22 protein-coding genes are annotated in these 24,697 nt (G+C 63.7%); 7 read left to right on the plus strand and 15 right to left on the minus strand.

Features of this window, described 5'->3' with window-relative positions:
• Window positions 1-44: 44 nt before the first annotated feature.
• A complete protein-coding gene (ald, locus tag ACQCST_RS00405) occupies window positions 45-1,163 on the plus strand; it encodes an alanine dehydrogenase (protein ID WP_426997416.1) in 1,119 nt (372 codons plus the stop codon).
• Between the two features lie 93 nt (window positions 1,164-1,256).
• On the opposite strand, the gene ACQCST_RS00410 is transcribed toward ald, so the two are convergent.
• The 7 genes from ACQCST_RS00410 to ACQCST_RS00440 form a co-directional block, all read right to left on the minus strand.
• Complete coding sequence (locus ACQCST_RS00410) at window positions 1,257-2,756, minus strand: S8 family serine peptidase (protein ID WP_426997417.1); 1,500 nt, start codon at window positions 2,754-2,756, stop codon at window positions 1,257-1,259.
• A gap of 198 nt (window positions 2,757-2,954) precedes the next feature.
• Window positions 2,955-4,046: a Gfo/Idh/MocA family protein gene (locus ACQCST_RS00415; RefSeq protein WP_426997418.1), complete on the minus strand. Its 1,092-nt coding sequence runs from the start codon at window positions 4,044-4,046 to the stop codon at window positions 2,955-2,957.
• Between the two features lie 174 nt (window positions 4,047-4,220).
• Complete coding sequence (locus ACQCST_RS00420) at window positions 4,221-5,927, minus strand: ABC transporter family substrate-binding protein (protein WP_426997419.1); 1,707 nt, start codon at window positions 5,925-5,927, stop codon at window positions 4,221-4,223.
• Window positions 5,928-5,986: 59 nt separating this feature from the next.
• Window positions 5,987-8,215 (minus strand): dipeptide ABC transporter ATP-binding protein, encoded by a 2,229-nt coding sequence (locus tag ACQCST_RS00425; protein ID WP_426997420.1) that lies wholly within the window; start codon window positions 8,213-8,215, stop codon window positions 5,987-5,989.
• Window positions 8,212-9,171, minus strand: coding sequence for an ABC transporter permease (locus ACQCST_RS00430; RefSeq protein WP_426997421.1), 960 nt, complete (start codon window positions 9,169-9,171; stop codon window positions 8,212-8,214). Before ACQCST_RS00430 ends, ACQCST_RS00425 begins: the two co-directional genes overlap by 4 nt.
• Before the next feature lie 2 nt (window positions 9,172-9,173).
• Window positions 9,174-10,157: an ABC transporter permease gene (locus tag ACQCST_RS00435; RefSeq protein WP_426997422.1), complete on the minus strand. Its 984-nt coding sequence runs from the start codon at window positions 10,155-10,157 to the stop codon at window positions 9,174-9,176.
• A gap of 364 nt (window positions 10,158-10,521) precedes the next feature.
• Window positions 10,522-11,148 carry a TetR/AcrR family transcriptional regulator gene (locus ACQCST_RS00440; RefSeq protein ID WP_426997423.1) on the minus strand — a complete coding sequence of 209 codons (627 nt, stop codon included), beginning with the start codon at window positions 11,146-11,148 and terminating at the stop codon, window positions 10,522-10,524.
• Window positions 11,149-11,274: 126 nt separating this feature from the next.
• Between ACQCST_RS00440 and ACQCST_RS00445 the strand changes: the two genes are divergently transcribed.
• The 3 genes from ACQCST_RS00445 to ACQCST_RS00455 all read left to right on the plus strand — a co-directional run bounded on the left by ACQCST_RS00445 (window position 11,275) and on the right by ACQCST_RS00455 (window position 13,447).
• Window positions 11,275-11,841 (plus strand): NAD(P)H-dependent oxidoreductase, encoded by a 567-nt coding sequence (locus tag ACQCST_RS00445; protein ID WP_426997424.1) that lies wholly within the window; start codon window positions 11,275-11,277, stop codon window positions 11,839-11,841.
• 362 nt (window positions 11,842-12,203) lie between these two features.
• Complete coding sequence (locus ACQCST_RS00450; RefSeq protein WP_426997425.1) at window positions 12,204-12,857, plus strand: GerMN domain-containing protein; 654 nt, start codon at window positions 12,204-12,206, stop codon at window positions 12,855-12,857.
• Between the two features lie 164 nt (window positions 12,858-13,021).
• Window positions 13,022-13,447 (plus strand): ester cyclase, encoded by a 426-nt coding sequence (locus ACQCST_RS00455; RefSeq protein WP_426997426.1) that lies wholly within the window; start codon window positions 13,022-13,024, stop codon window positions 13,445-13,447.
• Window positions 13,448-13,472: 25 nt separating this feature from the next.
• Here the strand turns inward: ACQCST_RS00455 and ACQCST_RS00460 are convergent, their stop codons facing one another.
• Entirely contained in the window at window positions 13,473-13,856 is a 384-nt protein-coding gene (locus ACQCST_RS00460) for a carboxypeptidase-like regulatory domain-containing protein (protein ID WP_426999039.1), read from the minus strand.
• Window position 13,857: 1 nt separating this feature from the next.
• Window positions 13,858-14,760, minus strand: a complete 903-nt coding sequence (locus ACQCST_RS00465; RefSeq protein WP_426997427.1) for an isocitrate lyase/PEP mutase family protein — start codon at window positions 14,758-14,760, stop codon at window positions 13,858-13,860.
• A 109-nt stretch (window positions 14,761-14,869) separates the two neighbouring features.
• On the opposite strand from ACQCST_RS00465, the gene ACQCST_RS00470 reads away from it, so the two are divergent.
• Both ACQCST_RS00470 and ACQCST_RS00475 read left to right on the plus strand, forming a co-directional pair.
• The gene (locus ACQCST_RS00470) at window positions 14,870-16,162 is read left to right on the plus strand and encodes a PLP-dependent aminotransferase family protein (protein WP_426997428.1); all 1,293 of its coding nucleotides are present in this window, start codon (window positions 14,870-14,872) and stop codon (window positions 16,160-16,162) included.
• A gap of 74 nt (window positions 16,163-16,236) precedes the next feature.
• Window positions 16,237-16,668: a universal stress protein gene (locus ACQCST_RS00475; protein WP_426997429.1), complete on the plus strand. Its 432-nt coding sequence runs from the start codon at window positions 16,237-16,239 to the stop codon at window positions 16,666-16,668.
• A gap of 6 nt (window positions 16,669-16,674) precedes the next feature.
• On the opposite strand, the gene ACQCST_RS00480 is transcribed toward ACQCST_RS00475, so the two are convergent.
• The 6 genes from ACQCST_RS00480 to ACQCST_RS00505 form a co-directional block, all read right to left on the minus strand.
• Entirely contained in the window at window positions 16,675-18,258 is a 1,584-nt protein-coding gene (locus ACQCST_RS00480; protein ID WP_426997430.1) for an AMP-binding protein, read from the minus strand.
• A 196-nt stretch (window positions 18,259-18,454) separates the two neighbouring features.
• Window positions 18,455-19,060 carry a phosphatase PAP2 family protein gene (locus ACQCST_RS00485; protein WP_426997431.1) on the minus strand — a complete coding sequence of 202 codons (606 nt, stop codon included), beginning with the start codon at window positions 19,058-19,060 and terminating at the stop codon, window positions 18,455-18,457.
• A gap of 52 nt (window positions 19,061-19,112) precedes the next feature.
• Window positions 19,113-20,654, minus strand: coding sequence for a dihydrolipoamide acetyltransferase family protein (locus ACQCST_RS00490; protein WP_426997432.1), 1,542 nt, complete (start codon window positions 20,652-20,654; stop codon window positions 19,113-19,115).
• Between the two features lie 49 nt (window positions 20,655-20,703).
• The gene (locus tag ACQCST_RS00495) at window positions 20,704-21,684 is read right to left on the minus strand and encodes an alpha-ketoacid dehydrogenase subunit beta (RefSeq protein WP_426997433.1); all 981 of its coding nucleotides are present in this window, start codon (window positions 21,682-21,684) and stop codon (window positions 20,704-20,706) included.
• Complete coding sequence (gene pdhA, locus ACQCST_RS00500) at window positions 21,684-22,931, minus strand: pyruvate dehydrogenase (acetyl-transferring) E1 component subunit alpha (RefSeq protein WP_426997434.1); 1,248 nt, start codon at window positions 22,929-22,931, stop codon at window positions 21,684-21,686. The genes ACQCST_RS00495 and pdhA overlap by 1 nt, the downstream gene beginning before the upstream one ends.
• A 149-nt stretch (window positions 22,932-23,080) precedes the next feature.
• Window positions 23,081-24,199 (minus strand): histidinol-phosphate transaminase, encoded by a 1,119-nt coding sequence (locus ACQCST_RS00505; protein WP_426997435.1) that lies wholly within the window; start codon window positions 24,197-24,199, stop codon window positions 23,081-23,083.
• A 60-nt stretch (window positions 24,200-24,259) separates the two neighbouring features.
• Here ACQCST_RS00505 and ACQCST_RS00510 point away from each other — a divergent pair, with 60 nt between their 5' ends.
• Window positions 24,260-24,688: a phage holin family protein gene (locus ACQCST_RS00510; protein ID WP_426997436.1), complete on the plus strand. Its 429-nt coding sequence runs from the start codon at window positions 24,260-24,262 to the stop codon at window positions 24,686-24,688.
• The last annotated feature ends 9 nt before the right edge of the window (window positions 24,689-24,697 follow it).

Consider the following 24,697-nt stretch of genomic DNA (forward strand, 5'->3'; position numbering starts at 1 on the left):
CACAATTTCAGGCTGATAAAGCCGCCGAACCTGGAGCCAAAAAAATGATCATCGGTGTCCCCAAAGAGATCAAGAACAACGAATTCCGCGTAGCCATCACCGCCGCCGGCGTTCATGAGTTCCGCACCCACGGCCACTCGGTCCTGGTGGAGCGCGGAGCGGGCCTGGGCTCCGGAATCACGGATGAGGAATACTCGATCGCCGGTGCCGAGATCGTGGCCGAGGCCGACGACGTCTGGGCACGCGCTGACATGGTGATGAAGGTCAAGGAACCCATCAAGGCGGAGTACCACCGCTTCCGCAAGGGCCTGATCCTCTTCACCTACCTGCATCTGGCAGCCGAGCCTGAACTGACCCACGCGCTCATCAACTCGGGCGTCACGGCCATCGCCTACGAAACCGTGCAGGAGGGCCGCACGCTTCCGCTGCTGGCCCCGATGTCCGAGGTGGCCGGCCGCCTCTCCGTCCAGGTGGGCGCTGCTTCGCTGATGGCACCGGCCGGCGGCAAGGGTGTGCTGCTGGGCGGCGTACCGGGTGTCCGCCCGGCCAAGGTTGTGGTGCTGGGCGCCGGCGTTGCCGGAACCAACGCGGCCGCCATGGCGCTGGGACTCGGTGCCGACGTCACCATCCTGGACATCAACATCAACCGCCTCCGCGAACTGGACGCCCAGTACCAGGGCCGTCTGAAGACGGTGGCGTCCAACAGCTACGAGATCGAGAAGTCGGTCATCGACGCAGATCTGGTAATCGGCTCCGTGCTGATCCCGGGCGCCAAGGCTCCCAAGCTGGTCACCAATGACCTGGTGTCCCGCATGAAGCCGGGCTCGGTCCTAGTGGACATCGCCGTGGACCAGGGCGGCTGCTTCGAGGACACCCGCCCCACCACGCACCAGGAACCCACGTACAAGGTCCACAACACCATCTTCTACTGCGTGGCCAACATGCCGGGTGCTGTTCCCAACACCTCCACTTACGCGCTGACCAACGTCACGCTGCGCTACGGTGTGGCGCTGGCTAACCTGGGCGTCAAGGCCGCCTTCGACCGCGACCCCGCCCTGGCTGCCGGCCTCAACATCGCCGACGGCAAGGTTGCCCACAAGTCCGTGTCCGAGGCACACGGCCTGCCGCTCGTGGCTGACTGGCACCAGCTCGTCTCCGCCTAACTCTTTGCCTCACCGTTTGCAGTGAATGACGACGACGGGTCCCCGGCTTTCGCATGAAAGCCGGGGACCCGTCGTCGTCATTCATCTATTGGTTCAGCCGGTAATCGCCCGCAGGGCGTTCACCTGGCCGTGACCGTTGAAACCGTTGTAGCCAACATTGCCCTGGCACACCTGGGGAGCGCCGTTGGACGCCGAAGGGAACGGCGCATACATGGCTGTATCCGGGCATGCCATGCCGTCAGCGGTGTTGCTGATCCGCGCGGCAACAGCTCCCGGCTTGCTCACGCCGGTGCTGACAATGAGCGCCGCCACACCTGCAACGTGCGGTGAGGCCATGGACGTTCCCTGCAGGTAGCAATACTTTGCTCCGGAATCGGTCACCGTCCGGGTGCAAGGCAGGCCAGAGGGCCAGGTGGAAAGGACGCGTCCGTTGGGCGCTGCGGCAGTGCGCTGCAGCCTCGAATCGCCTCCGGGCGCAATCACGCTCACGGCACCCACGCCGTAGCTGGAGTAGAACGACTTGAACAGCTTGTTGCCATTGGCTGTCACGCCAATGACGCCCGGGACTTCCACCGGAACAACCGCGCAGGCATTGGTGATTTCCCTCGTGACGGGCGTGCTGTCATCCGGGCTGGTGACATCCTGGGAGGGGTGCGCGAGATCGTCCGATTCGTTGCCCTGTGCCGCTACCACGGTGGTGCCGTTCTGCTGGGCGAAGCGGATGGCGCGGCGCTCAGCCTCCCAGATGGAACGCTGGCCGGGATCGTTCTTGCAGTTGAAAAGCCACGGATCGGCGAAGTAACTGTTGTTGGTTACCTGGATTCCGTTCATTCCCGCCCACATGAACGAGCACACTACGGCCTCCGGGAAGAAGAACCCGGCGGCGTTGCCGGCCTTGATTCCGGCGATCTTCACGTTCGGCGCCACACCCACCATGCCGATGCCGTTTTTCGCCGCAGCGATCGTGCCTGCCGTGTGGGTTCCATGCCCGTTGTCATCCATCCATGCAGCCGGTGCGGTGTTCGGAGCACCGCCAACGCAGGATGCGCTCTTGGAGAAGTCGACGTTGGGGGCAAGGTCCGGGTGCGTCCAATCCAGCCCGGTGTCAATATCGCCTACCACCACCGAGGCGCTGCCGCCGTTGATGGCCCGGGCCGCCGGGGCCTGGATCTGATCCATGTCCCATTGCAGCCCTGAGAGGTTGTCATTTCCCGGGGCTGGGGTGCCTGGGTCGACGGCCACAGCTGCGTCGGTGGTGCCGTTATCCCCCAGGGCCACGCCGAAAGCTCCCGTGGCTGACGCCCCCTGGACGGACAGGTCCGCAGCCTTCAAGGTCTGGCCAAAGCCCACACGGTCGGATTTCACCACCGCCACGCCGATCTGCGGATAGCTCTGGACCACTGTTCCGCCGGCACTTTCCAACTTGGCCAGCGATGCCCCAGATACGCCATTCGCCTTGTACAGGACAAGGTACGTCTGCATTTCACCGCCAGCGGCGGGAGCCGACGTCGCGGGAGCCGCTGCCCCGACAGACAGTCCCACTGCAAGGGCAACGGCGCTGACCGGCGCCATGAATCTTGTGAGTCTTCTCATCGTGTTGTTCCATTCTCCCGGCGGAGGGCAACACGCGATGGCAGTTGCCGCGCCGGGTTCGCTGCTGGTTCACGTTCCCGCTGGCTGTTGCCGCGGGCCGCTGCCGGGCTGCAACTGACACATCACCACAGTTGGCGCCCTGCGCTTAAGACCCTAGTGATGTAGAACACAATTTGGAAGGGCCCAACTGCAGCAGTCTCAACCGCTTGTTGGCATCTGTGCCAAAGCCCGCGCCTGCTCAATGAGTTTCAGCACCTCAACAGGCCCGGCCGGATCAACAGGGAGGGGCAGGGCTGAGGCGGCGCCGCCGTCGTGGATTTTATCCCCGAGAATCCGGTAAAACTCCTGGTACGCTCCGGGTTCGGTGGCGACGCGCCGGAGGTCCCCCAGCGTGCCGAGCTCACCGTGCGCTTCCTGGGGCTCGACGCCGTAGCCCGGGTCCGTAGGCAGAGCACCGGCAAGTAGCTGGGCTTCCTGGGGGTCGATCCCGTGCTTGGTGTAGCCCGCTGTGGTGCCGAGCACCCTGAACGCCGGGCCGGGCTGGGCGCACATGACGTTCATGCTCAGATGGCTGGTGACGGCCGGCCTGCCTTTGCGGCCGGCGTGGCGGAGGACCACAAAAATGTCGTCGTCGGCCTTTTCCTGTGCACGCCGCGCGTGAAGTTCCGCGTGGATCACCTCGGCAGGGCCGAACAGCTGCACCGCCATGTCCAGCAGGTGCGTGCCGAGGTCCAAGAAGATCCCGCCGCCGTCGTCAACCGTGGCCGCGGCTTTCCAGCTCTTGGAGATCGACGGCGACCACCGCTCCATGGCTGATTCAAATCGCGTCACATCGCCGAGCTCGCCGGCGTCCATCAGCTTGCGGATAGTGAGGAAGCCGTTGTCCCAGCGGCGGTTCTGGTACACGCTGAGTACCCTGCCCAGCCGTGCGGCCAGCTCAATCAGTTCCTGCCCCTCGGCACTGCGCACTACAAACGGCTTGTCGACCACAACGTCGAGCCCGGCTTCCAGCGCGGCTTTCGCCAGCCGGTAGTGCGTGGCCGGCGGTGTTCCGAGGACCACGAGGTCAAGGCCTGCTGCGAGCGCAAGCACGGCATCGCCGTCGGGAACTGTTGTGACGCCAGGGTAGCGCTGGACAGCGGCGGCCTGCCTCCCGGCGTCGGACGTGGCAATGACGTCCAGCGAGTATTGAGAATCCGCGGCGATCAACGGCGCGTGGAACACGCTGCCGGAGAGGCCATAGCCGACGACGGCGGTCCGGATGGGCGATTCAGCTGAGGTCCCGTTCATACGGCAACGCTACCGCCAGCCCAGAAAATCCTCATCGAGTGCTCCGTAACTGCCGTTTTGGGGGCTCAAGGGCACTTGTGGAGCAATCGATGCAAAGAATCGGCGAAGGCCGGCATCTCCCGGGAAATCCAGGTGATGCCGGCCTCTGCCTCAGGCATGCAGGTTCAGGAGATGTTACTTCTTGGTACCCTTGTCCCAGCCGACGGTTGTCCAATCGGGAGTCTGGAACAGGCTGGCGCCATAATTCGCCAGGCCTTTGTGGGCGAAGTAGATCTGCGGACCATTCATTACAACGCCCATGGAGTAGTACTTCTCCATGTGCTTCTTCTCAACGTCCATCGCAGCCTTGTTGCGCTCCGCGTTGTCTTCGATGGAGGCCAGCTTCTTGATTTCGGCGTCCAGCCCCGCGTCACCGAGCTTGTTGTCGTTGGTCGCCGCATCGTAGTACTGCTTCACGCCGGGCGTGGCATCGGCGCCAACGGAGTAGCCCGTGATGGTGACCTGGAAATCGCGGGCGCCCACGACCTTGCCGAAGTCGCCGTCGCCGCGCTGGTCTATGCCAACCTCCATGCCGGCCGCCTGAAGCTGCTTCTGCAGCGTCTGCGTCGTAGCAAGGCCCGTGGGATCATCACCGAAGTTCGTGATGGAGAACGATGCCGGGACCCCAGCCTTTTCCATGATTCCCTTGGCATTAGGGATGTAGCCGGCATCGGTCAGGACCTTCTTGGCTGCGTCAGCGCCGGTCTCCTTGATCGGGTAGTTGTCCTGATAGTAAGGGGAGAATGGCATCAGCATCATCGAGCCGGAGCTCTCTTCCTCCCAATTGAGGCCACTGAAGCGCACCTTGCGGATTGCTTCGCGGTCCACAGCGGCGAAGACTGCCTTGCGGATTGCAACGTCCGTCAGTGGCGCTTTCAAAGCGTTCAAGTTCAGCCCGCCGGCAAAGAGACGCTGTCCTCGCCGCACCTCTGCGTCTTTGGTTCCTTCAAGCTGCTTATAACGAGTCAACGTACGGCCATCGGCCATATCGACTTCGCCATTCTTGAAGGCAGCAATTTCAGCGCTGCTTTCAAGCTGACGGAAGATTACCTTTTCCAGGACAGGGGCGGTTCCCCACCACTTGTCGTTGGGAACCAACGCTACGGTCTTGGCAGCGGAATCGTACTTGTCCACTTTGAAGGGGCCAGCCATCCACTCGGGGTGCAGCTCACCGGTAAATCCATTGTTGAAAATCTCCGGGGTGTTAACCGCCTGGGGAACGAACCCACCAAACAGGTCACTCAGCGGGTAGACCGGCTGGGTGGTGGTAACAATGACCTCCTTGTCGCTGCTGCCGGCCTTGACCGAGTCCACGAATTCGTAAGACCCTGAGCTGACGATGTCGATGTCCTTGTTTTCACCCTTGAGCATGTTCCAGGTGTTCGCCAAGGTCTTCACATCGATTGGTGTGCCATCGTTGTAGCTGGCCTTGGGATTCAGTTTGATGGTGATGGTCTGTTTGCCATCCTTGACCTCGCTCGTAAATTCTTCGCAGAAGTTCTTGTTCAGGGAAGCTGCCCCTTCAAAGTCCGACTTCCAGCAACCCGTGTACCCCGCTTCATCGATCGGGTAGTGGAGCTCGGTGTTGTCCGCGTTGCTGCCGTTGGTGGAGAAACCATTGAAGTCAGGCCCGAGATTTCCAAGCGGCAGGGTTACTGTGCCGCCGGTGTCGAGATCCTTGGTGTCTTTGGCGTTGACGCTGATGAGCTTACTGATGTCGCCGGCGGCGTCCTGAGCCTTGGCGCTTTCGGCAGTGGTCGTCGAGCCGCTGCCGCCGCAAGCGGTCAGCGCGAGGGCTGCCGCAATGGCCGCCGCTCCGCCAATCTTGGTCAGATTCTTCATGGTGTTCCCTTCATTGTGGTGCGAGAGGTGTTACTTGTGATGAGTCGGTTCGGGGCAGGTCATGCAGTTTCGTGCACAACCAGCAGCTCCGCATCCAGTTCGCCGTCGGGGAAGAAACAGGCGAACTGCTGGTCGGTGGCGGCAGGCGATGCCTCCAGTGTGCGGACCGCGGCGGACTCCTGGACCGGTTCCAGCGGTGGTTCCAGCGTCAGGCACTTTTCCTGCTTGGCCGCCGGCAGCGCCGCAAACACCGGGCAGCGTGAAGCAAAGTTGCAGCCCTGGGGCGCATCCAGCGGCGTGGGCAGATCACCCTGCAGGATGATCCGTTCACGGGTGCGCTCCAGCTGCGGATCCGGGACCGGGATGGCGGACAGCAGCGCGCGGGTGTACGGGTGGCGGGGAGTGTCGAAGACCCGGTCCACCTCGCCGATTTCCACGATCTTTCCCAGATACATCACGGCAACGCGGTTGGAGATGTGGCGTACCACGGACAAATCGTGCGCCACCATCAGGTAGCTCAGGCCCAGCTCGGCGCGGAGCTGGTCCAGCAGGTTGATGACTCCGGCCTGCACGGAAACATCCAGCGCGGACACCGGCTCATCCAGCACCACCAGTTTGGGGTTCACAGCCAGTGCCCGGGCAATGCCGATGCGTTGCCGCTGTCCACCGGAGAACTGGTTGGGGAAGCGGTTCACGTGATCCGGTTGGAGACCAACCAGCTTCATGAGTTCCATGATCCGTTTTTTGATGGCCGGCTTGGCCATGCCCTGGTTTTCCAGCGGCTCGGCCAGCACTTCGAACACCGTGAACCGGGGGTCCAGCGCCCCCGTGGGGTCCTGGAACACCATCTGCAGTTCCTTGCGCATGGCGTTCTTGGCTTTGGCGTCCGCAGCAGCTTTGTTGCTGACGCCACCGATTGTCACTTCGCCGTCCTGGTCCTTGTGGAACTCCATGATTTCCAGGAGCGTGCTGGTCTTGCCGCAACCGGACTCCCCCACGATCGAGAAACACTCACCTTCGCGGATATCAAAACTGAGTCCGTCAACAGCCTTGACCGTGCCGATCCTGCGCTTGATCAGCGCGCCCTTCACCAGCGGGAAATGCTTCTTGACGTCCTTGAGTTCCAGGACTTTCCTGCGTTCTTCGCGCGGGATTGCATCAAAGCGCGAGACCGGTACGGGCGGCGCCTTGAACAGCTCATGGACGTCCACCTCGGTGGCGAGCGAGTCCGTCTTGATGCACGCGGCCTTGTGGCCCTCGCTCCCGGCGACGGGCCACAATGGCGGCTCGCCCGCCAGGCAGGAATCGCTGGCCAGCGGACACCGCGGCGCAAAAGAGCAGCCGGTCAGGGTGAGCGCCAGGTTGGGCGGAATGCCTTCAATGGGCACCAGGGAGGATTTCCCGGAGACATCAACACGCGGCACGGCTCCGAGCAGGCCCATGGTGTACGGCATGCGGGGGTTGTAGTAAATGTCATCCACGGTGCCCATTTCCACCGGTTTGCCCGCGTACATCACCATAATGTCGTCGGCCATACCGGCCACCACCCCAAGATCGTGCGTAATCATCACCACTGCGGCGCCGGTTTCCTCCTGCGCGGTATGCAGCACCTCCAGCACCTGGGCCTGGATGGTGACGTCCAGCGCCGTCGTCGGCTCATCCGCGATGAGCACCCGCGGGTTGTTGGCGATCGCAATGGCGATCATCACGCGCTGGCGCATGCCGCCGGAGAACTCATGCGGGAAGGCCTTGAGCCGGTCCTTCGGACTCGGGATGCCCACCATGCCGAGAAGTTCGACGGCGCGTGCCTCCTTGGCCAGTTTGCTCATGTTGGGGTTGTGGACAGTGAGCGCCTCGATGATCTGGTGCCCCACCGTGTAGACGGGTGTCAGGGAGGAGAGCGGGTCCTGGAACACCATGGCGATGTCGTTGCCGCGGAACCTGCACATGGCTTTGTCGCTGAGGCCCAGCAGTTCGTTGCCCTTGAGCAGGACAGAGCCGGTGATCTCGGCGGTAGGGGGAAGCAGCCCCATGATGGCCATGGATGTGACTGACTTTCCGGAACCGGATTCGCCCACGATGCCGAGCGTTTTACCGGGCATCAGATCGAAGTCGATGCCGCGCACCGCGTGCACCACACCGTTTTCCGAGTTGAAGCGGACGTTCAGGTCACGGACGGAGAGCACGGCATCCGTGGGGCCATGCAGCCCTGCCAGGTGGAGTCGCTCAGCGGTGGACTGGTTTACGGCCGTGAACCGTGTGGACTCGGTGGACGTTTCGCTGCTCATGAGTTTTTCTTCTTTGCCTTGCCGATGGAGCTGGAGCTGGGATCGAACGCATCGCGGAGGCCGTCGTTCATCATGGCCAGCGAACCGGTCAGCAGGAACATGACCACCAGCGGCGCCCAGAACATCCACGGAAAAGTGGAGACCTGCGAGGTGGCCTGGCCGATCAGCACACCCAGGCTGACGTCCGGGACCTTGATCCCGATGCCGATGAAGGAAAACGCCACCTCGGCAAGGATGGCGCCGGTGACGCCGCGGGTGATGTCCAGGACCAGGAGCGAGCCGATGTTGGGAACGAGGTGGCGCCAGACGATCCGGCGGGACGGCACACCCATGTACTGGGCGGCCTTGACGTAGTCGCGCTGCATCAGGGACATGGAGAGCGAACGGATCAGCCGGGCCGTGCCCATCCAGCTGAAGACCAGCAGGACGATGATCAGCAGGAGCCAGCTGGGCAGGTCCTTCTTGACGCCGTCTCCGCCGCCGCTGGTGGCCACTGCCACCACCAGCAGGGCAGGCATCATGATCAGCGCTTCCAGGACGAACAGCATGACCGTGTCCAGTTTGCCGCCGAAGTACGCCATGGAGCAGCCGTAGACGGCCGCGATCAGCACGGACACCAGGCCGACCACCAGGCCGATCAGGATGGAGATCCGGGTGCCTTCCACTGTCATCGCATAGAGGTCGATTCCGGCCTGCGACGTGCCGAGCAGGTGCTCGGCGGAAGGACCCATGCCGATGTTGAAGGGGTCGATGGTTTCCTTGTCCCAGCTGGTGAAGAGTCCGCCAATGAAGGAGAACACGGTCAGGGCAAGAAAGATAAAGAGGCCGGCCACAGCGGTTTTGTTCCGCAGGAAGCGCCGGAGAATGATGGTGCCTTTGCCGATCACCACATCGCCGTTCTCGAGGTGTGCCTCTTCGGCTACGGCGGCCGGATCAATGGTGTTCAGGTTGGTCATGGCTACTGCACCCTCACTCTCGGGTCTACAAGCGTGGTGGCGAAGTCCGCCAGGATGGCTCCGATTGCGAAGATCACAGAACCGTAGGCGAGTGTTGCTGTTGCCGCATTGACGTCCTGCAGGGCGATGGCGTCGATGCTCCAGGAACCCACTCCGTGCCAGGCGAAGATCTTCTCGGCAAAGAAGCCGCCGGCGAAGATTGCGGGGATAGTGAACGCAATGCTCTGGGCCACGGGGATGAACGAGACGCGCAGTGCGTGGCGCGTGATGGCCTGGTTGCGGGTGAGGCCCTTTGCGCGCGCCGTGCGGACGAAGTCGGCGTTGACGTTGTCCAGCAGGTACTGGCGCTGGGCGATCTGGTAGGTGCCCCAGCCAACGATGGTGATGGCGAAGGTGGGCACGGCGTAATGCGCCAGCATGTCCACAAACTGCGCCCAGCCGGGGTCCATTCCTGGTGTTGAAATACCCGTGACGAAGAAGATACGTTCGCCCACGGTCTCATTGACGTTGATGGCGCCGAGCTGCACCAGGAAGTAGGCAATCGGGGCCGGGACGATGTACACAAGGTAGCTGTACGAGGTGATGACCCGGTCCTGGAACTTGTACTGCCGGGCAGCGGAGTAAACACCCAGTGCGACGCCGATGATGAGGGTCAGCACAATCGAGGCGAGGAAGAGCCGTGTGGAGATCCACACGCGGTCACCGAACTCGGCGTTGATGAAGGCTCCGTTGGGGCTGCGTCCCCAGTCCCAGCGGGTGACGATTCCCGTCAACCAGTCCAGATAGCGTTCCCACGGGTTCTGCCCCGGGTCCAGGCCCTTGAGCCGAAAGGAATTCGCCACCTGTTCGGGCGTGGGACGCGGGATCTTCTCCTGCTCCAGCAGAGCCGGCTTGAGCTGGCTGACGGCCAGGAAGTAGCCTGCCGAGGTGGTCAGGAAGATCATGAATGCATACGTGATGCTTCGCTTGGCAAGGTATCTGAACACGGTGCCGCTACTTCTGGATCGCCGTGGCCTGCTGCGGAGCAAATACCACCGGCGAAGCCTCGGATGAGCACACCGAAGCCGCGGACTTTACAACATTCACAAAAACGATCCTTCCGTAGTCCCCCGTCTGGCAGGGGTTCCGCCGCCAATCCGGGATCTGTTCCAGCGGGTGGCTGGCCTCCCGCAGCCTGTGGGGGCCTGGTCCTTGTGGACTATGTTGCGGGTCACATTCCAGAGGAAACTACCACATGAATCGTCCAACCAAAGGGGCGCGGGGGCAGGAAAACGCGTGTCCAGTATCAGATCGTTATGAATAATTCAGTGGAATTGATTTGACTGGAACTGTCACGGCAAGTCGGCTAGGCTACGCGCCCCGCACCACCCGCGTGACAAGTTCCCGCCACGATTCCACAAGTCGTTCCGAGGCTATTCCCTGGATGCGGACCGCGTGCAGGAGCCGCTCCGGATCCAGGGTTGCGCTCAGCGACATCGCCAGCAGCCAGGGGTCTGCATCCAGGCCGGCCAAACGCAGGAGATGCTCGATATGGCGGTGCCACAGCACGGCTGCCGGTACCTCAAAACGGTTGTGCGCCGAGGCATCAGCCGCCCGTGCCAGTTCGCCGAATTCGAGCACGTAGCCGATCCGCCCGGCTCCGAACGCAATGAGCCTCTCCAATGCCGGGGCGCCCGGGCCGAGGGGTGGCGGGCCAAACATAAAACGTCCCTGAAACTCCGCCTCGGAGTCGCTGAGGAGCGTCATCATCAGCCCCGCCCTGCTGCCGAACCGCCGGAAGACGGTGCCCTTGCCCACACCGGCCCGCTCAGCCAGCTTGTCCATGGTGAGGCCGTCTGCTCCGCATTCCTCAATCAGTTCCCGGGCGGCCTTGAGAAGCAGCTCACGGTTCCGCGCGGCGTCGCTGCGTTCGGGCCCGGCTTGGGCGCCGGGTTGGGCGCCAGGTTGGGCGCCGGAGCGAATGGGGATCAGGCTCACAAGCAACATTGTAGTCCCGGGAATAATATCCGGACCATAGTCCGTTTAGATTCTGTGAAGGCCACCAACAGCCTCATTTACCAGCCGGCAGGCGGATCAGTCCGCGGCCAGACAAAAGGAGTTCACATGTCCAAGAGCACCGTACTCACCCTGGTGGGCAGCCTGCGCGCCGATTCCCACAACCAGAAGCTCGCCGAGGCCATCCAGCTGAACGCACCCGAACAGATCGACGTCGTCATCCACGAAAGCCTTGGCAACATTCCGTTCTACAACGAGGACATCGACGTCGAAGGACAGGTTCCCGCCGCAGCCGCGGCGCTGCGCGCCGCAGCAAACGCCGCCGACACCCTGCTGCTGGTCACTCCGGAGCACAACGGAACCGTTCCCGCGTCGCTGAAGAACGCCATCGACTGGCTGTCCCGCCCGCACGGCGCCGGAGCCCTCACGGGCAAGCCGACCGCCGTCGTCGGTACCGCTTTCGGCCAGTTCGGCGGAGTCTGGGCACAGGACGAGGCCCGCAAGGCGGTCGGCATCGCCGGTGCCCGGGTGCTCGCGGACGTCAAACTCGCTGTCCCGGGCTCCATGATCCGCTTCGCCGAACTCCACCCGAAGGACGACGCCGAAGTTGTTGAGCAGATCAAGGGCGTTTTTGAGGCCCTTTCTGCCGTCGAAACGGCCGACGCCGCAGCCTAGTCACCACCACGCGCCCAGCGCCCCGGCAGCCGGAATCGGCAGCCGGGGCGTTTTGCCGTTCGGGGCGACACCAAACCGTGACTGAGCTGCGGCCGAACTGACGCTGGACGCATATTCCACTGTGGCCGCGGCCGCCGTAACGTTAATTTACGGGCGTACCGGGACGGGAATGCGGTGCAGTCATGAGGACTCGGCTGGGTATCAGGGCAAGGCGTGGGGACAGGGCAAGGGCGGCGTCCGCCGCGGTATGCCTGATGATTCCGTTATGGCTGGCGTCCTGTGCCGCCGGACCCGGTACCGCCCCAGATTCCGTAGTGAACGCGGGCGCCGCCGCGGGCGCGCCATCTCGAGTTGAAATGCCGGTGCCTGCCCCGCAGCCCCAGCCCGCACCGGCGGCCGGTTCACCTGCCAACAGTGCTTCTCTTGCTGCGGCTACGCCTCACGCATCGCCGTTGTCCGGGTCCTCGCCAACCGGAGCTGCGCGGCCCGCCGCCGGAGCATCACCGGCCGCTACGGCCGCAGCCACCGGGGCCCCATCGGCGGCGGGCGCCGCGCCAGTACGCGGCCCGGTTGCCGCACAACAGGTGGCATCGCCGGGAACCGTCTCCTCCGGGACGGCCGGCACGGCCGCGTACTTCGTTGCCCTGGACGACGGCGGCAGCAGTGGCGTCCGGTTCGGCTGCAATGACAGCCTGGTTGCCGTCCACATCACGGCGCCGGCCACCGGAGAGCCATTGCGGAGCGCCCTGAACGGGCTGCTGGGCGGTACCGCCGGGGACGCTCCTGCCGGGCTGTACAACGCGCTGGCAAACTCCACTTTGACCTACGTTTCGGGGTACTCGGACGGCACCACAGTGGTGGTGAACCTGAGCGGCTCAGTGCAGCCCGGAGGGGTCTGTGACATTCCCAGAGTAGAAGCGCAGCTCACCCAGACCGCTGTCACGGCGGCGGGTGCCGTCAGGGCGGAGATCTATATCGACGGCGTTCGCCTGGCGGACGTCCTGAGCCTGCGCTAGACGAGAGTCCGCAGGACTTTCTGAACGCGTTTGCGAAGGTGACTGGACTCTGACTCCGACGCCCTGGGACCGATTGTGCAATGCCGCAGGCGGGAGTAGCGTGAGCGCATGCTGACGACGGGGATTGCCAAGTCAGGAACTGGCACGGCAATCAGGAGGCCACGATGACGACCGAGGACAACAAGGCGATTGTCCTGCGCTTCTACGCGGAGATCGATGCCGGCAATATCGAAGCCATGGATGAGCTTGTCGCGGAAGACTATGTCGATCACAATCCGCCGTTTCCGGGCTTGCCGGCGGGGCGCGAGGGCCTCAAGCAGGCATTTCGGATCTTCTGGACTGCCACCCCCGGGCGACATGAGATCGAGGACCAGTTGGCCGAGGGCGATAAGGTAGCGACGCGGCTGACAGCAACCGGCCGCCATGAGGGTGACCTACCTGGCCCTCTGCCCGCAACTGGGAAGAATTTGCGCGAGACGGCGGTGGCGATTCATCGCATTGCGGACGGAAGAATCGCCGAGCACTGGTCGAACCGGGATGACCTCGGGCTGATGCACCAGTTGGGTGTCATATCGCTGGCGGGAGATTGACCGTACAGGTCCCCCTCAGCGGCCTTCAGCGAATGCCGCTATCCACAATCAGTGTGATGTGAACGGGATCGCCCGAGACGACCACCTCCTGGCTGGCCGCCGAAGCGTAGCCGCCCACGTTGCTCGCCCTGATGACGTAACGGCCTTCGGGCAGCGCTAGGCGGAAAGCGCCCGTGCCGTCTGTGAGCGCCGAGCCCCTGACGGCGTCTCCGTCCAATGCGAGCACCGAGGCGCCTGACAAAGGGCGCGGCGGACACTCCTGCCCTACACGTTCAACGGGGCAGACCGGCGCGGTCATAACGTAGCCCGTGATCAACCCGGAATGGCCGGTGCCCCGTCCGGGATCGATACTGCAGCCACACAGCAGCAGGCCGGCCGCCGCCAACAGGCCTAGGATGAACCGCGTCATCTCACTCACCAAACAATCCAGCCCACACATATGCCTCCCGGCCCGCATCCCGACCTCCTCCGCGGTCAAACAGCGCATCCATGTCGGCGTGGCTGCGCGCACCCGCCAGCTCGGACCAGTTGCCGTCGCCCAGCACTTCCGCGGCCACCCGGGACACCGTTGCATAAGCCGCTTTGGCGGTGTTGCCGCCGATGCTGATCCGCCGCACACCGACGTCATGCAGTTCCCCAACTGACGGCGCCCCCACGCCGGCGAGGGCATTCAAGGGGGCCGCGATCCGCCATGACAGTTCGTGCAGGACGTGCAGATCCGTCACTCCCGGTACAAAGACGCCACTGGCTCCGGCCGCAAGGTACGCGTCCGCACGAAGCAGCGTCTCCTCAAAGGCAGTTTCCGGGTAATTGCCGGACAGGTACGTGTCCGTCCGGGCGTTGATAAACAGCCCGACGCCGGCGTCCTCCGCGGTCTGCCGGATGAGCCTGATGCGGCGCGACTGTTCGTCGACGGCGGTGAGTGGCTGATCGCCGGCGTCCTCAAAGTTGACCCCGACGGCGCCCGCGTCCAGTACCGCATGGATGGTCTCCTTGAGCAGACCGTCGTCGAAGCTTCCGCCACTCCCCGCGTAGCCGGTTTCGATATCAGCCGTGACGGGCAGCTCCGTGGCCGCCACGATCCTGCGCAGTGCATCCATGGCCAGCGCACGGGGCAGCTGGTTGCCATCCGGAAATCCCAGGCTCCAGGACATCGCCGAGCTGGACGTGGCCACGGCCTTGGCGCCAGCCTCCTGGACCAGCCGCGCGGACGCCGCATCCCACGCATTCACCAGGATCAGCGGCGCCGGACCCTCCGAGTGGAGTGCAAAAAATGCCTTGGCCTTTGCTTCCAGGTGCGCGTAGGTTGTCATGGGTCTATTCCAGACCTTGACCGGCCTGAGGTAAAGGGATTCCCGCAGTAATCGTAATTTTGTCAACAACTGTTGCCTGATTGGCAACTCTGGGTTGTATCCTTGGAGTGTGACCCACAAAACACTTGATGCCGAAGCAATGCTGCTGCCGGCCGAAGCAATTGATGCAATCGAACGCGCGGCCACGTCCGCCCACCGCCACGAGGAATTGTTCTCGGAGCGCGCAGCCAACATCAAACAGTCCGCGGTCCGGGACGTTTTTGACATCTCCATGCGGCCGGGTCTCGTCTCACTGGCTGGAGGCAGCCCGTATCTGCAGTCGCTTCCGCTGCGGAAGCTCGCGCATACAGCGGCCCGGATCATTGGCGAAGAGGGCCTCACCGCCCTGCAGTACGGCGGCGGACAGGGAACCGAGGAGCTCCGCACCCAAATCTGCGAGGTGATGGCGGCCGAGGGAATCCTGGACGCCCTCCCGCAGAACGTGGTGATCACCGCCGGCTCGCAGTCAGCCCAGGATGTTGCCACCAAGGTTTTCTGCAACCCGGGTGATGTAGTCCTGGTGGAGGATCCTACGTATGTGGGGGCCCTCAACACCTTCGAGGCCTACCAGGTTCAGGTTGAACCGGTGGAAATGGACAACGACGGCCTGGTCCCTGAGCTTCTCGAAGCACGGATCGCCGCACTCCAGTCCGCTGGCAAAAACATCAAGTTCCTCTACACCATCCCGAATTTCAACAACCCGTCCGGGATCACCCTCGCTGAAGATCGCCGGCAGAAAATCGTAGATATATGCCGCAAGGCGAATATTCTGGTTCTGGAGGACAACCCCTACGGCCTCCTGCGGTTTGACGGCAAGCCGCTCCCCCCTCTGCGGGGCGCCAATCCGGACGACGTCATCTACATGGGATCGTTCTCCAAGATCTTTGCCCCTGGCCTGCGGATCGGCTGGGCCCTGGTCCCGGCCCACCTTCAGCGCCGCTACTACCTGGCCTCTGAAGCCGTCACGCTGTGTCCTCCCACGCTTAACCAGATGCTGGTCTCCGCGTATTTGCGGGACTACGACTGGCGCGGTCAGATCGAAACCTACCGCGGCCTGTACGCCGAACGCTGCCAGGCAATGCTGGCCGCGCTGGAAGAGCATATGCCGGAGGGCCTGAGTTGGACCCGGCCGGAAGGCGGCTTCTTTGTGTGGGTGACCCTGCCCGATGGAGTGGATACGTACCCGCTGCTGCAGAAGGCCATCGATGCCGGAGTGGTATTTATTCCGGGCGCGGCATTTACACATTCGGATGACCCTTCCAACAAGTTGCGGCTGGCGTTCAGCGCGGTTCCGCCGGAATCCATTGCGGAAGGCATTCGCCGGCTTGCCCCGGTGCTGCGGGAAGCCATCGCCGCGCTGTAATCTGGGGCGACTGTGGAGTTTGGCTGGCTACAGGCATCGATTTAGACGTGCATCACATCATAAGGAGCTGGGCTATGACCGGAATCATTGTTGTTGGCGTGGATGGCAGCAGGACTGCCCAGAAGGCCGCGGAGTCAGCACGGGACCTCGCAGTGGCCCTTGGTGCCACCCTGCACGTGGTCTCAGCGTTCGACAGCGACCGCACGGAAGTCTTCGGCAGCGGCAGCGACAAATGGATCGTCTCCGACGCGGACGACGCCGAGACTGTGGCCAAGAACGTGGCCGCCAGTCTCAGCACGGCCGATCTCAAAGTCACCTATTCCGCCGCACGCGGCAAACCGGCGGATGCCCTGATCAAGGAAGCGGGGCGCTTTGACGCCCGCATGATCGTGGTGGGCAACCGCCGCATGCATGGACTTGGCCGGGTGCTGGGCAGCGTTGCCAACAGTGTGGCCCACAATGCCCCGTGCGACGTGTACATTGCCAACACCTACGACGCCGACTGAAGCCCGCTACGCCGTTCTCAGCATCCGGCGAAGGATTTTGCCGGATGCTGATTTCGGCACCGCCTCGATGAACTCGACGCGCCGGACTTTTTTGTGCGGGGCAACCTTCGCTGCCACAAACTCCATCACCTCAGCCTCATTGAGACTGTCGCCGGACTCCCCCGGCTGACGCACCACAAACGCCATGGGCACTTCCTGGCCGTCGGCGTCGTTCGTTCCGATCACTGCGGCATCCGCGATGCCGGGGTGCGTCAGCAGCAGCGCCTCAAGCTCAGCCGGAGCGATCTGATAGCCCTTGTATTTGATGAGCTCCTTGAGCCGGTCAACAATACTTACGACGCCGTCCGCGCGGACCGTGGCCACGTCACCGGTGTGGAGGTAGCCATCCGGATCCAGGGTGTCTGCCGTTTCCTCCGGCCGGTTCAGATAGCCAAGCATCACGTTGGGGCCGCGGCACAACAGATGCCCGGGAGCACTGACGCCTTCGGCCGGAACTCCGATTTCCTCGCCGCTGGCAGGATCAATCAGCCGGCATTCCATGTTGGGCACGGTGTACCCCACCGAGCTGACGGGGACACCCTCCGCAGACTGAGGTATCAGGTGCGAGACCGGGCTCATTTCCGTCATGCCGTATCCCTGCAGCACCCGGCAATCTAGACGTTCGGCTAGCGCAGCACCCAGCTCGCCGTCCAGCGGAGCGGCCCCGGACAGGGTGGTGTGGACCGAGCTGAGATCGTACTCGTCAACCATGGGGTGCTTGGACAGCGCAACGGCCACCGGCGGGGCTATAAACAGGTAGCTGCAGCGATGGTCCTGGATCATCCGCAGGAACTCTGCAAGATCGAAGCGGGGCATGGTCACCAGGCGTGCCCGTTCCCGGAAGGCCAGGTTCAGCAGGACGGTGAGGCCGTAGATATGGAAGAACGGCAGCAACGCCAGCAGCCGGTCTTCCGGGCCCACGTTGAGCAGCGCGCGCGACTGTTCAACGTTGGCCACCAGGTTGCGGTGGCTGAGCATTACCCCCTTGGGCCGGCCCGTGGTCCCGGACGAATAGGGCAGCACAGCCACATGGGTGGCCGGGTCAATGCGGATGTCCGGGGCGGGGGCGCCCGCTGTGAGCAGATCCCGCAGCGAAGCGTGACCTTCGGCGCCGTCGAGCACCACCAGCCGTTCGTCCGGAATGCCGGCCCGGCCGGCTGCCTCCTTGGCGCCCGGCAGCAGGGCCGAGACAGTGAAAATCCACCCGGCCCCGGCGTCTTCGAGCTGAAGGGCGATTTCATCTGCCGTGTACAGCGAATTCACGGTGGTGACCGTGGCCCCGGCCCGCAGCAAACCGTGGAACACGGCTGTGAACGCGGGGATGTTGGGGCACAACATTGCGGCCACACCGTGCGCTGCCAGGCCTTGCGCGGCCACCGCCCCCGCAATGGCGTCAATCTGGCCAAGCAGCTGGCGGTACGTGGTCTCCGCGCCGCTGGTGCCATCAACGACGGCGATCCGGTCCAGTTCCGCGTCAGCCAGCCCGCCGAAAAGGTACTCGTGAATACTCTGATCCGGAATAATGACGTCCGGGAAAGGGCTCGAGAACACGCAACATCTCCTTTGATCTGCGCCCGCGGTGCCCGCGCGTCAGGTCCGGCGGCGGTGCAGCGGCAGCTGGTGCCACTCTAGCCCCCGGAGGCCTGTTTTGGTGTCAGTTCTCACGCTCCCGGCGGCCTGTCCCAGCGAACGCCCCGGTAGAATTCGAGGTGCCCCCGATGCTGCTGACAGACCGGCACGCCCGCGCTCAGAGCATCCATAGCCGCAGGAGCCACCACAGGCTGGCCATCACAACGCCGCCGAACAGCGAACCTGCGATCACCTGTCCCGCAGTGTGTGCCCGCAGCATCACCCGGGACCAGCCCACGGCGGGAATCAGCAGGAGCAGCGGAAGCCACCATAGTCCCAGCATCAGCACCGCGATGACAGCGGAGGATGAAACGGCCGCAGCATGGCCGCTGATCTTCCAGAACGGACTCACTGCAGCAATCACCAGGATTCCGCCAACAATGGCCAGCACCATCACCGTGACACTCTGCGGTGCGCCTGTCGCCCGGAGCGCCGCCAGGCCTACCGCCAGTGAAAGCGTCGACATCAGCAAAACCGGGGCACGCTGTTTCCGGTTGCTCACATGGTGGTCTGAGACCTTGCCTAGCTTTACCAGGAGAAGCACCAGCGCCAGCGGCAGCACGCACACAAACACGGCGGCAAGTACGCCGTACCAGACGGTGGCTGGGAACCCCGGCTCAATTGCAGGGCTGACCAGCAACTGAGCCGTCACCACCACCGGCGGCTGAAAGACCTCGGTAAGGACCCTGGCAGCCCGGTTGCCGGTCCTTGACTTGCCGTTCATGCGCCGGCTTTGCGGTTCAACGCAATCCACGCGGACCAGCCACCCTCAACGCCTAGTCAAGCAGCAGCGCCGGCTCTTCGAGAATGGCGGCGACGTCGGCCATAAAACGGGCGGACAGGTCCCCGTCCACCACTCGGTGGTCAAAAGAGCCGCCCAGCGTGGTGATCCAGCGCGGTATGACTTCCCCGTCCAGCACCCACGGCTTCTGCTTGATGGTTCCGAAGGCCACGATTGCCACTTCGCCCGGGTTGATGATGGGGGTACCGGTATCGATGCCCAGGGCACCGATATTAGTGACTGTCAGCGTCCCGCCCTGCATCTGCGCGGGCTGGGTCTTGCCGGCCCGGGCCGTGGTGGCGAGATCGTTCAGCGCCAGCGCCAGTTCTTTAAGCGAGAGGTCCTGGGCATTCTTGATGTTCGGGACCATCAGTCCACGCGGCGTGGCAGCCGCTATGCCCAGGTTCATGTAGTGCTTCACATGGATTTCGGCCGAATCGCTGCCGTCCGCGTTGTCCACCCAGGTGGCGTTGACGCTCGGATTGCGCGCGGCAGCCCAAATGACGGCCTTCGCCAGGATCAGCAGCGGGGACACCTTGATGCCCTCGAAGTCACGGGACACCTTCAGTCGTTTGACGAACTCCATGGTGCGGCTGGCATCCACGTCCACAAAAATGCTGACGTGCGGCGCGGCGAAAGCCGATTCCACCATGGCCTTCGCCGTGGCCTTGCGGACACCCTTGACCGGGATGCGTTCGATCCGCTGGTCCTGTGGCTTGCCCGACTTGCCCCAGAAGCCTTCCGCCTTGTCCAGCTCGGCATCGCGCTGGGACTGGTAGCTGACCAGGTCTTCGCGTGTCACTTCACCGCGGGCTCCGGTGGCTACGACGTCCGCCAGGTCGATGCCAAGATCCCTCGCGATTTTGCGGACCGGCGGTTTGGCGAGGACTTTGTTAACCAGGCCGGTGATGGTGCCACCGAGGGTGGGGCGCGCCGAGTCAGTGATGGCGTCTGCCGGAATTCCGGGGGTCTCGCTCCCCTCACTCCCAGCGGCCGGGGCCGGCTCGGCCACCGGTGCGGGCTCGGTGATTGACCCTGTCGAAATCGCCGGGCCAGCCGAAATCCGGGGGCGCCGCTTCACGGCGTCGGCCTTCGGGCCGGAACCCACCAGCGGACCGCCGGCCATGCCGCCTGCTGCTGCACCGCCGTCGGACTTCAATGCGTTGGACGCCTCAGCGCTGGAGCCGGCGCTCCCCGCGCCGCCGTCCGCAGGCAGCTTGCCGTACATCGGCGCGTCAACGGGCGCAGCCGCAGCCGCAGGCGGCGGAACGTCGGCCGGGGTGGGGTCTCCGGAGACGGCGTCGGACACGCTGATAATGGCGGTCCCGACGTCGATTGTCACGCCTTCCGGGACCAGCAGCTCAGTGACGGTGCCGGCGAACGGCGACGGCAGTTCGACCAGTGACTTGGCGGTCTCGATCTCGCAGAGGACATCGTTGATGGCCACGGTATCGCCGGGCTTGACCTTCCAGGCGACGATTTCGGCCTCGGTCAGTCCTTCGCCCACATCGGGGAGGTTGAACTTGTTAAGAGTCATGGTGTCCTCGGTTTCAAGAGCTCAGGCAACGGCAGGTCGGAAGGCAGGATCAGTACGCGAGCGCGCGGTCCAGCGCCTCCAGGATGCGGTCGATGTCCGGGAGGTAATCCTCTTCCACCTTGGCCACGGGGTAGGGCATATGGAAGCCGCCCACGCGGATGACTGGGGCCTCAAGTGAGTGGAAGGCCCGCTCGCTGACCCGGGCGGCAATTTCGCCGCCGATGCCTCCGAATGTGGGAGCCTCGTGGGAAACGATGAGCCGTCCGGTCTTTTTGACGGAGTCCGTGATGGTGTCAAAGTCGATCGGCGAGATGGAGCGCAGGTCAATGACCTCCAGGCTGTGGCCGTCCTCGGCGGCCGCATTCGCCGCAGCCAGCGCCACGGGAACCAGCGGCCCGTACACCACCACTGTGGCGTCCGTTCCCTCGCGGACCACGTGGGCTTTGAACGGATCCGCGGCCAAACCGGCAGATTCCGTGTCCACCTCACCCTTGAGCCAGTACCGGCGCTTGGGTTCGAAGACGATCACCGGGTCCTGGCACTCCACGGCCTGCTGAATCATCCAATAGGCGTCGTGCGGGTTGGACGGCGTGATGATGCGCAGCCCTGCAGTGTGCGCAAAGAGCGCTTCCGGGGACTCCGAGTGGTGCTCGATCGAGCCGATGCCCCCGCCGTACGGGATCCGGATGACCACGGGAACCGTCAGCCTGCCGTTGCTGCGGGCGTGCATTTTCGCCAGCTGGGTGGTGATCTGGTTGAAGCCCGGGAACACAAAACCATCGAACTGGATCTCGCAGACGGGCAGGTAGCCGCGCAGGGCCAGGCCGATCGCCGTGCCGATGATGCCCGATTCGGCCAGCGGAGTGTCCACCACACGGTGGGCGCCGAACTCGTTGATGAGGCCGTCCGTGACGCGGTAGACGCCGCCCAGAGGGCCAATGTCCTCGCCCATCAGCAGCGTTTTGGGGTTGTTGCTGAGGGTAGCGCGGAGGCCTTCGTTGATGGCCTTGGCGATGGTCATGGTGGTCATCAGTGGCCTGCCCCTTCGTCCGCTGCCTCGCCGGCAAACCCTGCACTGTATTCCTCGAACCACGCCAGTTCCTCGGCCACCAGCGGGTGCGCCTCCACGTAGGTGTTCGCGAAGGCGGTGCGGATGTCCGGCGTTTCCAGGTCATAGGTGGTCTTGCGGACATACGCCGCAAGTTCGTTGCCGTCGGCTTTGACCTGTTCGAAGAAGGCCTCATCCGCCAGGCCTTCGGCGCGGAGGTACTTCTCCAGCCGCTCCAGTGGATCCTTGGCGCGCCACAGCGCTTCCTCGGAGGACTCGCGGTACTTGGTGGGGTCATCCGCCGTGGTGTGCGCGCCCACCCTGTAGGTGAAGGCCTCGATCAGCACCGGCCCTTTTCCTTCGCGGGCATGTTCCAGGGCCCATTCCGTCACGGCGTGCACGGCGATGACGTCATTCCCGTCAACCCGGATGCCCGGGAAGCCGTAGCCCTTTGCGCGGTTGGACAGCGGGATGCGGGTCTGAACGGACGTGGGCACGGAGATGGCCCAGTGGTTGTTCTGGCAGAAAAAGACCACCGGCGCGTTGTACGAGGCGGCGAACACCATGGATTCATGGACGTCGCCTTCGGAGCTCGCGCCGTCACCGAAATAAACGACGACGGCGGCCTTGGGATCCGCTTCCACGCCACCTTCGAGGTGGGAGTTTTCGGCGGCCCTGGCCTCAGCGAGCTGCTGGTCGCGCTGGATGCCCATCGCATAGCCCACGGCATGAGGCGTCTGCGCGGCGAGAACCAGTGTGTAAAGGTGGAAGTTGGTTTCTTTGGGGTCCCAGCCGCCGTTGGAGACACCGCGGAACTGGCGCAGGAGCTCGGCCAGGTCAACGTTGCGGGTGAGTGCCACTCCGTGCTCGCGGTAGGTGGGGAAGATGTAGTCCTGCGGCTGGGTGGCCCGGCCGGAGCCGATCTGTGCCGCCTCCTGGCCGGTCAGCGGAACCCAGAGGGCCAGCTGGCCCTGCCGCTGGAGGGCCGTCGCTTCCTGGTCAAAGCGGCGGATGGCGGCCATGTCCGCGTAAAACCCCCGGAGCTTTTCTGAATCGAGCCTGCTGGCGTACTCCGAGAACACGGGATCCGTGCCGAGCTTGCCGTCGGGACCGAGCAGCTGGACCATCTCGGCTCCCGGCTGACCCTGGGCGGCCTCGGCGGCCGCCTCAAGCTGGTCGTCTAAATCGGTTCCATCGAACTCGGTGGAGGGCAGATGTGTGGCGCCCATACCGTCTCCTTGCTTGCCGCATCCGGATGCTTTGCAATATCGCTGGGATATATGCCGCATCAGGAATGCATTCCTGATGCGGCATATATTTTGGCTTACTGCCCCTTACTTTATCTGCAGTAGGGGTTGAGGGGGCTTTATGTTAAGCGCTAGGAACGTCGTGGCGGTTTTGTATAGTTCGCACAGAGTTCCAGGAAACGGGTGTTGGCCTCGGTCTCGCCGATGCTGACCCGCACACCCTCGTCCCCGAAGGCCCGCACCGACAGGGCCTGCGCCCCCGCCAGCGCGGCGAATTCCGAGCTGTTGCTGCCCAGATTGAGCCAGACAAAGTTGCCCTGGGCCTCCGGAACAAACCATCCCAGATCCTTGAGCCCGGCAGTTACGCGGTCCCGCTCATCCACGAGGCTTTGTACCCTTTCTACAACCTGGTCATAGTTCTGCAGCGACACCACGGCCGCCTGCTCGGCGATCTGGGACACGGCAAACGGCGTGGCGGCTACCCGCAGATGCTGAGTCAGTTCCGGGTTGGATACGCTGTAGCCAACCCGGAGCCCGGCAAGGCCGTGCGCCTTGGAGAACGTCCTGAGCACCACCACGTTGGGGTACTTCCGGTACATGGCGATGCCATCCACGGCGTCCTCCGCACGCACGAATTCCTGATAGGCCTCGTCGATGACCACCACGACGTCCGACGGGACGGCCCGGATAAAACGCTCGGTTTCGTCCGTGGTGAGGATGGGGCCGGTGGGATTGTTGGGCGTGCACAGCAGGATCACCCTGGTGCGCGCCGTCACGGCCGACGCCATGACGTCGAGGTTGTGGCGTCCGTCCGCGGTGAGCGGAATCCGTACGCTTTCGGCGCCTGTCAGGCCGACGCAGATCGGATAGGCCTCGAAGGAACGCCAGGCGTAGATGACTTCATCAGCTTTGCCGTTATCGTTCTGGCCGGCAAACGTGGTCAGCAGCTGGTTGAGTGCGCCCAGGCTGCCTGCCCCGGTGACAATATCCTCTGCCGGAACGTCCAGGAACTTGGCGAGGGCTCCGCGCAGCTTGCTGCTGAGCGGATCCGGGTAGCGATTGAAGTCTGCCTGTTCCGCAATCGCCTTGAGTACGGCGGGGATGGGCGGAAGCGGGTTTTCGTTGGAGGAAAGCTTGTAGCTGACCAGTCCGTCGACGGCGACGGGCGGCTTGCCCGCGGCGTAGCGGGGAAGCTGGTCAACAACCGGGCGCGGCCGGATTTCGCCAGCCGAAGTCTCTTGTGAAGTCATGCCAACTAGCCTACTTCCACGTCTGCGCCGTATTGCCACGGGTTGTGACAGCATGGGGCCATGCGTTCTTTTATTGTTCGGGTCCTCATTAACGGGCTTGCCCTTTGGATTGCCAACTGGATTCTGCCCGGGCTGGACATCACCACCACGGCCACCACTGAGGCTGTGGCCAAAACCGGGGTCACACAGGGCACGGACACCATCGGCATCATCCTCGCCTATCTGTTCATCGGCCTGATCTTCGGAGTGGTCAACGCCCTCGTCAAGCCGCTGGTCAGCCTGCTGTCCCTGCCGCTCACCATTCTCACGCTGGGCCTGTTCACTATTGTCATCAATGCGGCCATGCTCTACCTGACGTCCTGGCTGAGCAGTTACACGCCGGTCCATTTCACCATCGACGGTTTCTTCTGGACGGCTGTTCTGGCCGCCATCATCATCACGATCATCTCCCTGGTGGCGGCCCGGATACCGGGCGCCCGCAAGCGGTAGTAGCGGGCA

Source organism: Pseudarthrobacter sp. N5, assembly GCF_050157035.1.
Lineage (GTDB): Bacteria > Actinomycetota > Actinomycetes > Actinomycetales > Micrococcaceae > Arthrobacter.